The organism is Microbacterium sp. (assembly GCF_043427715.1).
Lineage (GTDB): Bacteria > Actinomycetota > Actinomycetes > Actinomycetales > Microbacteriaceae > Microbacterium.
The window spans coordinates 1-12,031 of sequence record NZ_JBHWTD010000041.1 but is presented as its reverse complement, the minus strand read 5'-3'; the positions used below and the strand labels follow the sequence as shown (position 1 = coordinate 12,031).

The window sequence follows — 12,031 nt, the reverse complement described above, 5'->3', positions numbered from 1 at the left end:
CACCCGCCGTGGTCAGCGGACCATGCGCAGGTCGGTGATGGCGGGCGCGCCGGGGTCGAGCTGTTCCACGCCGTCGAAGGCGAAGCCGTTGCGCCGGTAGAACGCGAACGCGCGGGGGTTCTGCTCGGCGACCCACAGCAGGGCGGGTCCGTCGCCGAGCACGGCCTCGAGCAGGGCTTGGCCGGCACCGGTCCCGTGGGCGGATGCCGCGACGTAGATGAAGTACAGCTGGCGGTCACGCGGGGGGTCGTCGCCCAGCGGCCGCCCCGACATCGCGAATCCGACGAGCACGCCGTCGAGTTCCGCGAGCCGGACGGTCAGATCCTCGCGCGGCGTGGTGGTGAGACGTTTCCACATCTCGTGTCGACCCTGGACGAACGCCTCGTCGAAGTAGTTCTCCGGGAGCAGGTGGGTGTACGTCTCGCGCCAGGTCTGCACGTGCAGGTCGGCGAGCGCGGCGGCATCCGTGGGAGAAGGCGTGCGGATCGTCAGGACCATGTCCCGAGCCTCACATGTCGATGCGGCTCAACACCACTCAGCCGAGCGCAGAAGCGATGTCGGTGTGCGCGAAGTCGTCGCCGACGTAGAGCAGCGGCTCGCCCCGCTCTTTGGCGAGCGCGTAGGAGAAGCAGTCCCCGAAGTTCAACTTGGCGGGGTGCCCCGAGCCCTTGCCGAAGTCGCGGTACGCCTGCCGCGCGATGGCGGCGTGGGCTGCGGTCAGTGGCACCACCTCGATGTCGAGGCCGGCGACGAGCGCGTCGAACCGGGCAGACCGGACCGGGTCGGACGTACCGTCGGCGACGATCGAGGCCTCGAGTAGCGTGGCTGCCGAGATGCCGCGCCACGTCGCCGATTCGGTCGCGATGTCGATCGCCTCGGCGCTCGACTCGCCGTGCAGGAGGGCTATCAGCGCCGACGTGTCGATGATCACCTCGGCAGCCCCGTCGCCGGGTCGTACAGATCGTCGGCGATCGCCCAGAGGTCGACGCCGCGATACGCCTCCTGCGCGGCTGCGATCGCCTCGCGTCGACGGCGTGCGCGCTCGTCCAGGTCAGCGTCTTCGGCCATCGCTGCGAGCTTCTCGCGGACAGCCCGCTCCACCGCCGAGGTCTGGCTCACACCGAGCCGAGCGGCCAGCTCGCGCACGGCGGCGTGCACGTCCTCGTTCTTGATGTTGAGCCCCATGGTAGCGATTCTACCCTCTGCTTCTGTATTTCTACCATCCAGTGTCGGAGCCCCCTCCTAGCACGACCCCGACTGACTCGGCTCAGCACCACTTCGCCGCGAGTGTGCGGACGACGTTGGCGTTGCGATTGGTGGCGACGCCGAGCAGGTTCGCGGCGGCGAGGGGGTCGACCTGGCCGTCCTGATACCCGGGACGCAGCAGCGCGTGCGCCGCGCGCCCGAGCACGATCATGCGGCCGCGCTCGTCGGCGCGCGCCTCGACCTCCGCGACACGGTCGGCGTCGAGCGGCTCCTTGAGGAGGTACACGTAGTGGCGCGCGAGGCCCGGATGCTCGTCATCGAGCCGGGCGGTGTCGGCTGCGACCTGCACGAACTCGGCCGCCGAGAAGACGATCGTCGGCACCTCGAATCCGCGGTCGCGCGCGAACGCACGCTCGAGCGCCACCTCGATCTTCGGCCGTGCGCGCATGCGCGTGCCGAAGCGGACGTTCCCGGTGTTCAGGTGCGTCTCGATCTCGTCGAAGCCGACCTCGCCGACGACCCGATGGATGTCGGCTTTCGGGAACACGCGCTTGGGCCCCAGGTTGACCGCCCGGAGGAACGCGAGGTGCACCACCATCAGGTGGACCGGGTGACGACAGACATGCGGTGAAGGCTAGCCCAGCCGCACGACCTCCGACACCCTCACGACGGCGATGCCCTCTTCCACGGATGCCGCGAGGTCCACCTCCGCCCGGATCCGCCAGTCGTGGTCGCCGGCCGGGTCGTCGATGATCTGCTCGACGCGCCAGCCCCCGGGCTCCGACTCGTCGATGACGCAGAGCGACGGCGAGCGCGCCGGCCCACCGGTGAGGATCTCGTCGTGGTCGTCGTAGTACGCGTCGAGCGCGGCCGGCCAGTCGACGCCCGGGTCGAGCGCCTCGAGCGCGTCGTCGTCCTGCAGCGCCGCCAGCTGCACTCTGCGGAACAGCTCGTTGCGCACCAGCACGACGAAGGCGCGGCGATTCGTGAGGATCGACGGGGGCGCGGGCGGGACGATCGCGGCATCCGGCTCATCCGTCGGGTTCACGAGCGCCTGCCACTCATCGACGAGGCTCGAGTCGACCTGGCGCACGAGCTCGCCGAGCCACTCGATGAGATCCAGCAGGTCGTCGGTGCGGGCCTCGGCGGGGACCGTCTGCCGGATCGCACGGTACGCGTCGGACAGGTACCGCAGCACGAGCCCTTCACTCCGGCCGAGCTCGTAGAACGAGACGAACTCGCCGAACGTCATCGCCCGCTCGAACATGTCGCGGACGACCGACTTCGGCGACAGCTCGAAGTCGCGCACCCACGGCTGGCTCGACGCGAACGTCTCGTACGCCTGCGCGAGCAGCTCGTCGAGCGGCTTCGGCCACGTCACCTCTTCGAGGAGAGCCATCCTCTCGTCGTATTCGACACCGTCGCGCTTCATCGCGGCGACCGCCTCGCCGCGCGCCTTGTACTGCTGCTGCGCGAGGATCGCCCGCGGATCATCGAGCGTCGACTCGATGACGCTCACGACGTCGAGCGCATAGTGCGATGTGCCGGTATCGGCGTCGTCGGGCGAGAGGAGGTCGATGGCCGCGAGCGCGAACGGCGACAGCGGCTGGTTCAGGGCGAAGTTCGGCTGCAGGTCAACGGTGAGACGGATGCCGTCGGCGTCGGCGACCACGATCTCAGCGACGACCAGGGTGCGGAACAGGGCGATCGCGCGCCGCGCCAGCTCGTACTGCCGCGCGCGCGGCTCGTGGTTGTCGAAGACCAGGGAGCGGACGTTCGCGAAGACGTCGCCGCCGCGGCCGATCACGTTGATGAGCATGGCGGTGGTGAGCTGGAGCTGCGGCGACATCGCCTCGGGCTCGGCGGCGACGAGCCGCTCGAACGACCCCTCACCCCAGTTGACGACACCGGTGGGTGCCTTCTTGCGGACGATCTTTTTCCGCTTCGCGGGGTCGTCGCCGACCTTCGCGAGAGCGACCGCGTTCTCGATCTCCCACTCGGGCGCCATCACGACGACGCTGCCGTGGGTGTCGTACCCCGCACGACCCGCGCGACCGGCGATCTGGTGGAACTCGCGCGCGCTCAGCTGGCGCATCTTCGTGCCGTCGTACTTCGACAGCGCGGTGATGAGTACCGTGCGGATCGGGACGTTGATGCCGACCCCCAAGGTGTCGGTGCCGCAGATGACGCGGAGGAGGCCGCGCTGCGCGAGCGTCTCGACGAGCCGGCGGTAACGCGGCAGCATCCCGGCGTGATGGACGCCGATGCCCGCGCGCACCAGTCGCGAAAGGGTCTTGCCGAAGCCGGTCGTGAAGCGGAACCCGCCGATCGCCGCGGCGATCTCGTCGCGCTGCTCGCGCGTCGTGATCTTCACACTCGACAGCGCCTGCGCGCGCTCGAGGGCGGCGGCCTGCGAGAAGTGCACGATGTAGACCGGTGCCTCCCCGTTCTCGAGCAGCCCCTCCAGCACCTCGTGGACCGGCCGGCGCGCGTACGAGAAGTCGAGCGGAACGGGACGCTCCGCACCGGCGACCAGGGACACCGGGCGGCCGGTGCGACGCTCGAGGTCCGCGGAGATCGTCGAGACGTCGCCGAGGGTCGCCGACATCAGCAGGAACTGCGCCTTGGGCAGCATGAGCAGCGGCACCTGCCACGCCCAGCCGCGGTCGGGATCGCCGTAGAAGTGGAACTCGTCCATCACGACCTGGTCGACCGTCGCATCGGGGCCGAGCCGGAGCGCCGTGTTGGCGAGGATCTCCGCCGTGCAGCAGATGATCGGTGCGTCCGGGTTCACCGACGAGTCGCCGGTGATCATGCCCACGGCATCCGCTCCGAAGATCTCGACGAGCGCGAAGAACTTCTCGCTCACGAGGGCCTTGATCGGCGCGGTGTAATAGGTGCGGCCGCCGCGGGCGAGGGATGCCGCGTGTGCCGCGACCGCGACGAGCGACTTGCCCGTGCCGGTCGGCGTGGCGAGGATCACGTGCGAGCCCGAGACGAGTTCGATGATCGCCTCGTCCTGCGCGGGGTAGAGCTCGATGCCCCGGCCGGTGCTCCATTCGAGGAACGCCTCGTAGACGGCATCCGGTGTCGACCCCGCCGGGATCCGGTCCCTCAGCGTGACGGTCATCCCTCGAGTCTGCCTCACGGCGGCGGGAGGGTGTGCCCGGTGCAGGTCAGATCGGGTCCGAAGGCCGTCGAACAGGTGCGGAGGGGCGGCTCACCCTGCACTCGGCACGCGACGGGTGCGCGACATTCTGCTCCTGGGGAGCCGGCGTGCCGTTCTCCGGATGAACGCCGCGGCACGCCCGTCTACGGCGCGTCAGACGCCGTCCAACCGGAGAACCGCAGAGTAACCTCGGTGCGGACGGTGCGTGTGCCCCGGCATCCACCGATCAGGACCCGACCGATGAGACCTCTCCGCCTCCCCCTGCTGCTGGCCCGCGTGCGGCCGGGACAGACCATCGCTCTCGCCTTCGGCGCGGTCCTGGCGATCGGGACCGGGCTGCTGCTGACCCCCGCCGCGACCCAGGGGCGCACAGCGACGTTCATGGAGGCGTTGTTCACCGCCACCAGTGCGCTCTGCGTCACCGGACATGTCATCGTCGACACCCCCACCTTCTGGTCGCCGTTCGGGCAGGGGGTCATCCTCGCCCTCATCCAGATCGGTGGGTTCGGGGTCATGTCGTTCGCGACGCTGCTCGGCCTGCTCGTGGCGCGGCGCCTCGGGCTCCGCACCCGGCTGACCGCGGTCAGCGAGACGCACACGGTCGCCGTGGGCGACGTCCGACGGGTGCTCGCCGGTGTCGCCCTGATCACCCTCGCCGTCGAGTCCGTCGTCGCCACGATGCTGACGCTCCGCTGGTGGCTCGGCTACGGCGAGACCCTGCCGGACGCGATCTGGCTCGGCGTCTTCCACGCGATGAGCGCCTTCAACAACGCCGGCTTCGCGCTGTTCAGCGACAACCTCATGGGCTTCGTGACCGACCCGTGGATCTGCCTGCCGATCTGCGGCGCCATCATCCTCGGCGGCCTCGGCTTTCCCGTGATCATGGAGCTGCGGCGGCGCCTGGGTCGCCCGCGGCACTGGACCCTCAACACCGTCACCGTCGTCATCGGCACGCTCGTCCTGCTGGTCGCCGGCACGATCGCCCTCACGGCGCTCGAGTGGTCGAACCCCGCCACCCTCGGCGCGCTCGACCCGGCGGGGCGCCTGCTCGCCGGGTTCACCGCCTCGGTGATGCCCCGCACCGCCGGGTTCAACACGATCGACATCTCTCAGATGCACTCCGAGAGCTGGCTCGTCACCGACATCCTGATGTTCATCGGCGGTGGTCCTGCCGGCACGGCGGGTGGTCTGAAGATCACGACCTTCGCGGTGCTGTTCTTCATCATCGTGACCGAGCTCCGCGGCGGCGAGGCGGTCAACATGTTCGGCAAGCGCCTGCCCCGCTCGACCCACCGCGAGGCGCTCACCGTCGCACTGCTGTCGGTGGGTCTGGTGGTCTCGGCGACGCTGGCGATCATGCTCATGAGCCCGTTCGCCTTCGACCGCATCCTGTTCGAGGTCATCTCGGCGTTCGCGACCGTCGGCCTGTCGACCGGTATCACCGCCGACCTGCCGATCGCAGCGCAGGCGATCCTCGTGGTCCTCATGTTCATCGGGCGGCTCGGGCCCGTGCTGCTCGGGTCGGCTCTCGCCCTCACCGTGCAGAAACGTCAGTACGAACTCCCGAAGGAGCGTCCGATCATTGGATAACCACTTCTGGTCGCGCCGCCGCGACCGCGACACCTCGGCCACCTCCGTGGCCGTCATCGGGCTCGGCCGCTTCGGCGGCGCCCTCGCCGTCGAACTCGCGCGCTCCGGCACCGAGGTGCTCGGCGTCGACGCGAACGAGGACATCGTGCAATCCCTCAACGGTGTGCTCACGCACGTCGTGCGGGCCGATTCGACTCGTCAGGCCGCCCTCGATCAGCTCGGCATCGCCGACTTCGACCGTGTGGTCGTCGGCATCGGGTCCGACATCCAGGCGAGCATCCTCACGACGTCGCTGCTGAAGCGGATGGGGGTGCGTTCGGTCTGGGCGAAGGCCATCAGCGAGCAGCACGGCCTCATCCTCGAACAGCTCGGGATCGAGCACGTCATCTTCCCCGAGGCCGACATGGGCCGCCGGGTCGCCCATCTGGTCCGCGGGCAGATGCTCGACTACGTCGAGTTCGACCGCGACCTCGTCGTCGCCAAGACGACGGCGCCGAGCGAGATCGTCGGCAGGACGCTGGAGGAGTCGGCGGTGCGGCGCCGCCACGGCGTCACGATCGTCAAGATCAAGGCCGCCGACGGCGAGTGGCACGCCGCGGGGGCCTCGTCGGTCGTGGGCGAGGGCGACACGCTCATCGTCATCGGCCCGGTCGCCCGGACGGAGCGGTTCGCCGCCCTGCAGTGACCGGCCGTCGGCCGTTCTCCGGAGGATGCCGCCGCCCGGGGCTGTTCGCGGGTCACGACCGCGGTTGATCCGGAGTTGTGCAGGCCGGACGCGGGCGAGCGCGGCGCACCGCGGCGGGTCAGGCGCGGCCGGGGGTGTGCAGACGGGCGAGGTAGGCGTCGGCGCGCACGGGGGCGCCGGCTCGATCGGTGAGCGACACGACAACGGTGACCGCCGTCGCGAGCGGGATCGTCCAGGCGGCGGGCTGGGCGAGCAGCGGCGCCGCGAGTCCCACTCCGCCGATCGCGGCGTGGACGACGAACGCCCCGCCGCACGCGGCCGCACCCGTCGCCATTCCCGCGACGGCGCCGCGCGCGGTCAGCCGCGGCCATCAGACCGCCAGCAGCAGCACGGGTGACAGTGCGGATGCCGCGAACACGAACACGACGCCGACCGAGGCCACCAGGCCCGCCGGCGCCGTGACGAGCGCGATCGCGAGAGGCACCACAGCGACGACGACGGCCGACAGGCGGAACGAGCGGACGGAGCCGCTGAAGACGTCCTGACTGATGACCCCGGCGAGCGATACGGTCAGTCCGGCCGAGGTCGCGAGGAACGCGGCGAAGGCCCCCGCGACGACGAGCGCGGTGAGCAGCTCGCCGCCGAGGCCAGGGAAGACCCGCGCGGGCAGCACGAGGGCGACGGTGTCGGCGACGCCGGGTGCGGCCAGGTCGGGGGCGACGACCCGGGCGAGCAGCCCGATCACGCTCGAGACGGCGTAGAAGACGCTCACCATCACGATGACGAGCACCGTCGTCCGCCGCGCGGAGCCGCCGGTCGGGCTCGTGTAGAACCGCACCAGCACGTGCGGCAGACCCATCGTCCCGAGAAGGAGTGCCAGCAGGAGGGACCCCGCCGCATACGCGTCGAGGCCCGACGGGCCCGCCTCGGCGGGGAAGACCACGAGCGGATCGACGTCGTACGCACCGCCGTTGACCGCGAACACGATGAGCACGGCGGGCACGAGGAGCGCGGTCAGCTTGAGCCAGTACTGGAACGCCTGCACGTACGTGATCGCGCGCATGCCGCCCGCAGCCGCGGCGGCCGCCACCACCACGGCGACGAGGACGGCACCCACCCACGGCGGGATGCCGGCGACGACCTGGAGCGTGATCCCCGCACCGTGCAGCTGCGGGACGATGTACAGCCAGCCGATGAGCAGGCACGCGACGCTCGTGACCCGCCGCGCGCCGCGCGACTCCAGCCGCGCCTCGATGAAGTCCGGGATCGTGTACGCGCCGCTCCGGCGCAGGGGAGCGGCGACGAACAGCAGCACGAGCAGGTACCCGGCCGCATACCCGATCGGGAACCAGAACCCCTCCGACCCGCTGAGGAGCACGAGCCCCGACAACCCCAGGAACGTCCCGGCCGAAAGGTACTCCCCGCTGATCGCCGACGCGTTCCCGAGCGGCCGGACGGTGCGGGATGCCACGAAGAAGTCGCTCGTCGTCCGCGACACCCGCAGCCCGTAGATGCCGATCAGGGCGGTCGCGGCGATCACGAATGCGACGGCGACGAGGTCGAGGAGAACGTTATTCACTCCTGCTCCCGCAGCGCCCGGTAGCGGCGCTCGTTGCGGGATGCGCCGTGCAGATAGAGGAGCGCGAAGCCGACGATGACCGGGTACAGCCCGAAGGCGTGCAGCAGCCACGACACCGGGACCCCCAGGATCGCGATGTCATCGAGCTCGGGGACGAGGGTGATGAGCGAGACCATCGCGAGCATCACGGTGAGGAAGCCGAGCAGGATGCCGAGCGCCAAGCGCAGCTGCGACCGCTGCAGGCCCCGCGCATACACGGCATCGACGTCGTCGACCGGCGCCCCGGGCAGCGCGATCCCCCGCGTCGGTGCACCCGGGTGTGCGGTGCCCGCGGTCACCCGCACGCGCGCCGGTCGGTCCGCCGCCTCGTCCGGAGACGCGGTCACGACCCGCTCCGCCGGGTGAGGGCGTCGCGCACCGCGGGAAGCAGTCTCCTGCTCACCGGCAGGGCGACCGCTCCGACCCAGACCGCCGGGTCGGCCCCGCCGAGGCGGATCTCGGTGACGGATGCCGCGTGCACGAGGTACGACCGGTGCACGCGCACGAAGCCGGCGTCCGCCCAGCGGGTCTCGAGCTCCGAGATGGGGATCCGCACGAGACTGCCCGCGGCATCGGCATCCGTGTGGAGCCGGGTGTAATCGCCCTCGGCGCGCACCCATTTCACGTCGCTGCGGTGCACGAACCGCACGCTCGCGCCGACTGTCACCGGCAGCACCTCGTCGGCGTCGGCGGGGCGCTCGAGCTCGACCACCCGGTCGACGGCCCGGCGGAGCCGCTCGACGCGGACCGGTTTCAGCAGGTAGTCCAGCGCGCGCAGCTCGAAGGCGTCGACCGCGTGGGCGTCGTCGGCGGTCACGAACACGATCGCGGGCGGATTGGCGAGGCCCCGCAGCGCGGCGGCGAGCTCGAGTCCCGACAGGCCGGGCATGTGGATGTCGAGGAACGCGGCATCCACCGCCCGCTCGCTGAGCAGCCGGACCGCCTCCGCTCCTGACGACGCGGTGAGCACGAGGCCCACCCGCTCGTCTGCTCCCAGAAGGTGGGCGAGCTCGTCGAGTGCGGGACGCTCGTCGTCGGCGACGAGGACGTCGATCATGGCTTCACCTCACCGGTCTGAATCGTGGTGTGGCTGCGACTTCGGGATCCGCATCCGCACCAGGGTACCCGCGCCCACGTTCGTCTCCACGACCAGTCCCCCGTCGGGTCCGTACAGCTGGCGCAGGCGGGTGTCGACGTTCTGCAACCCGACGTGCGCGCCGTCGGAGACCCGGGTCAGCAGCGCGTGGAGCTCCTCGGGGTCGATCCCGACGCCGTCGTCTTCGACCGTGATCTCGGTGTGGGTCGCGGCATCCATCGAGGCGATCATGATCGTCCCGCCGCGCTCCCCCGGCTCGAGGCCGTGGCGGACGGCGTTCTCGACGAGCGGCTGCACCGACAGGAACGGGATCACGGTGGCGAGGGTCTCGGGCGAGATCCGCAGCGTCACGGTGAGGCGGTCGCCGAACCGGGCCCGCTCGAGTTCGAGGTAGGAGTGGATGCTGCGCAGCTCCTCGGCCAGGGTGGTGAATTCCCCCTGTCGGCGGAACGAGTAACGGGTGAAGTCGGCGAACTCCAGCACCAGCTCCCGGGCGCGAGGCGGGTCGGTGGAGATGAACGAGGCGATCGCCGTCAGCGCGTTGTAGATGAAGTGGGGCGAGATCTGCGCGCGGAGCGAGCGGAGTTCGGCCTCGGCGAGCGCTGTGCGCGAGGCGTCCAGCTCACCGATGGTCGCCTGCGCCGCGCACCAGTCCGCAAGCTCCCCCGTCGCCCGCACGAGCGCCGCGCGCACCGGCGCGGCGAACGCGACCAGCACTCCGGCGATCTCGTCGTCGACGCGGATCGGAGCGCCCACCGCCTCGAGGTCGTCACCGCCGTCGGGGCGGGGGAAGACGCGGCGACGGCCGGTGCCGCGGACCTGCGCCGCGATGCGGCGGGCCGCGGCATCCAACCCGTCGGTCTGTCCGTCGCGCGCGACGACGACGTCGCCCACGACGAGCACGACGGCGCGGCTGCCGAGCACGGCCCGGAGGTGCTTCGCGCTGCGGCCGACGTCGGCGCCGGCGAGACCGCCCCGCAGGTGCGGAGCCGCGAGGCTCGCGTGATGGAGGGCGCGGTAGGTGGCTTCCTCGGCCTCGCTGCCCAGTCCCGAGGCGCCGCGCGCGAACCTGCGGGCGAGGATCAGCAGCAGCGTCAGCACGATGCCGCCGACCCCGCCGAGCAGGGCGGCGAGGACGACGGCATCGGTCATGCGATGAGCCTAGAGCGGAGAGTCAGCAGCAGCGGGCTCCGGGGTTGCGATCCTGGTCGTCCATCTTCTGGCGCCAGAACTGTCGTTCGGTCATCGGCTCTTCGTTCGGGTGCACCCGCCGGTGGTGGGCGACGTAGGTGCCATAGGCGCTGTCGCCCATGAGGTTCGTCATGTACCAGCGGACACCGCGGCCCGCCTGGACCACGAGCGCCCACCCCCGCGTGCACAACTCCTCAAACCCTGTGCGGCTCGGCTCGGTTCGGGCCGGTACGGCACCGATCGTCGACGTTCTTGAGGAGTTGTGCACGGCGGTCATGGGTGTTCCTCCGGTCAGTGCCGATTCGCGGCGCGTTCGTTGGCGAGGATCGGCTCCCACTCCTTCTCGAGCGCACGCTCGGAGGGGGTGGCGATGAATCCGGCCGGGGCGAAGCGGCGCGACGGGGTCGGCTCGTCCTCGTGGGTGTCGCCGCCGCGACGGATCGCGGCGATGGTGACGGCGATCGAGGCGGCGATCACGATGATCGCGAGCACCACGAACACGATCGACAGGGTGCCCTGCACGAAGGTGTTGCGGATGACGGCGCCCATCACCTCGGGAGTGCCGAGGCTGGTGTCGTTCGCGGCGAGCGCGTCGCGGTAGCGGAAGTGGTTCGCCCAGTATCCGATCGCCGGGTTCGGCGAGAAGATCTTGTAGGCGGATGCCGTGATGGTCACCACGGCCGCGAACGCGAGCGGCGCGGCGATGATCCACAGCCACTTCACGAAGCTCGGCCCGCGCTTGGCGACGATCGCCATGACCACGGCGAGCGCGATCGCGGCGAGCAGCTGGTTGGCGATGCCGAACAGCGGGTAGAGCATGTTGGTTTCGCCCAGGGGGTCGGTGACGCCCATCACGACGAGCGCTCCCCATCCGAGCACGGTGAGTGCGGTGGTGATCCAGGCACCCGGGCGCCACTGGTGGTCGGCGAAGCGACCCAGGCCCGGCACATTGGCCAGCAGGTCCGAGATCATGGAGCGGGCGACGCGAGTGCTGGCGTCGATGGTGGTGAGGATGAACAAGGCCTCGAACATGACGGCGAAGTGGTACCAGAAGGCCTTCGCGGCACCGATCAGCGGGATCTCGCCGAAGATCTGCGCCATGCCGAAGGCCAGCGTCGGCGCACCGCCGGTCCGGGAGATGATCGTCTGCTCGCCGACGCCGGCGGCGGCCTGGCTGAACACCTCCGGCGTCGCGTCGTGCAGCGGCTGCCCGCCGGGACCGACCAGACCCAGGCCATTGGTGTAGGCGGCCGCACTCTCGGGCGTGCCGCCGGTCAGCCCGAGCGGGGCATTCATGCCGAAGTACAGGTGCTGGTCGATCACGCAGGCGGTGATCAGCGCCATCATCGCCACGAAACTCTCGGTGAGCATGCCGCCGTAGCCGATGATGCGGGCCTGTGACTCCTTCTGGATCAGTTTCGGGGTCGTGCCGGAGCTGATCAGGGCGTGGAAGCCGCTCAGCGCCCCACAGAGTCA

The 12,031-nt window shown here is 70.5% G+C and carries 11 protein-coding genes and 2 pseudogenes; 2 read left to right on the top strand and 11 right to left on the bottom strand.

The window, feature by feature from the left end:
- Window positions 1-12 precede the first annotated feature (12 nt).
- From ACHFGS_RS04080 to ACHFGS_RS04060, 5 genes are all read right to left on the bottom strand, one after another.
- Window positions 13-498 (bottom strand): GNAT family N-acetyltransferase, encoded by a 486-nt coding sequence (locus ACHFGS_RS04080; RefSeq protein WP_394278265.1) that lies wholly within the window; start codon window positions 496-498, stop codon window positions 13-15.
- A 37-nt stretch (window positions 499-535) separates the two neighbouring features.
- Window positions 536-931, bottom strand: a complete 396-nt coding sequence (locus ACHFGS_RS04075; RefSeq protein WP_394278266.1) for a type II toxin-antitoxin system VapC family toxin — start codon at window positions 929-931, stop codon at window positions 536-538.
- Entirely contained in the window at window positions 928-1,185 is a 258-nt protein-coding gene (locus tag ACHFGS_RS04070; protein WP_394278267.1) for a type II toxin-antitoxin system VapB family antitoxin, read from the bottom strand. Before ACHFGS_RS04070 ends, ACHFGS_RS04075 begins: the two co-directional genes overlap by 4 nt.
- An 82-nt stretch (window positions 1,186-1,267) precedes the next feature.
- Window positions 1,268-1,804: a DUF1697 domain-containing protein gene (locus ACHFGS_RS04065; protein WP_394278268.1), complete on the bottom strand. Its 537-nt coding sequence runs from the start codon at window positions 1,802-1,804 to the stop codon at window positions 1,268-1,270.
- 36 nt (window positions 1,805-1,840) lie between these two features.
- Entirely contained in the window at window positions 1,841-4,336 is a 2,496-nt protein-coding gene (locus ACHFGS_RS04060; RefSeq protein ID WP_394278269.1) for a DEAD/DEAH box helicase, read from the bottom strand.
- 279 nt (window positions 4,337-4,615) lie between these two features.
- Between ACHFGS_RS04060 and ACHFGS_RS04055 the strand changes: the two genes are divergently transcribed.
- Both ACHFGS_RS04055 and ACHFGS_RS04050 read left to right on the top strand, forming a co-directional pair.
- Complete coding sequence (locus ACHFGS_RS04055) at window positions 4,616-5,965, top strand: TrkH family potassium uptake protein (protein ID WP_394278270.1); 1,350 nt, start codon at window positions 4,616-4,618, stop codon at window positions 5,963-5,965.
- Window positions 5,958-6,650 carry a potassium channel family protein gene (locus tag ACHFGS_RS04050; RefSeq protein WP_394278271.1) on the top strand — a complete coding sequence of 231 codons (693 nt, stop codon included), beginning with the start codon at window positions 5,958-5,960 and terminating at the stop codon, window positions 6,648-6,650. Before ACHFGS_RS04055 ends, ACHFGS_RS04050 begins: the two co-directional genes overlap by 8 nt.
- Window positions 6,651-6,768: 118 nt before the next feature.
- Here the strand turns inward: ACHFGS_RS04050 and ACHFGS_RS04045 are convergent.
- The 6 genes and pseudogenes from ACHFGS_RS04045 to ACHFGS_RS04020 form a co-directional block, all read right to left on the bottom strand.
- Window positions 6,769-8,229, bottom strand: a pseudogene (locus ACHFGS_RS04045) (cation acetate symporter).
- Window positions 8,226-8,615, bottom strand: a complete 390-nt coding sequence (locus tag ACHFGS_RS04040) for a heavy metal transporter (RefSeq protein ID WP_394278272.1) — start codon at window positions 8,613-8,615, stop codon at window positions 8,226-8,228. Before ACHFGS_RS04040 ends, ACHFGS_RS04045 begins: the two are co-directional and overlap by 4 nt.
- On the bottom strand, window positions 8,612-9,325 hold the full coding sequence (locus ACHFGS_RS04035; RefSeq protein WP_394278273.1) for a LytR/AlgR family response regulator transcription factor: 714 nt from the start codon (window positions 9,323-9,325) through the stop codon (window positions 8,612-8,614). Before ACHFGS_RS04035 ends, ACHFGS_RS04040 begins: the two co-directional genes overlap by 4 nt.
- 9 nt (window positions 9,326-9,334) lie before the next feature.
- A complete protein-coding gene (locus ACHFGS_RS04030) occupies window positions 9,335-10,516 on the bottom strand; it encodes a sensor histidine kinase (RefSeq protein ID WP_394278274.1) in 1,182 nt (393 codons plus the stop codon).
- Window positions 10,517-10,538: 22 nt separating this feature from the next.
- Window positions 10,539-10,745: a YbdD/YjiX family protein gene (locus ACHFGS_RS04025; protein WP_394278276.1), complete on the bottom strand. Its 207-nt coding sequence runs from the start codon at window positions 10,743-10,745 to the stop codon at window positions 10,539-10,541.
- A gap of 101 nt (window positions 10,746-10,846) precedes the next feature.
- Window positions 10,847-12,025: pseudogene (locus ACHFGS_RS04020) on the bottom strand (carbon starvation CstA family protein); the annotation flags it as partial.
- Window positions 12,026-12,031 lie beyond the last annotated feature (6 nt).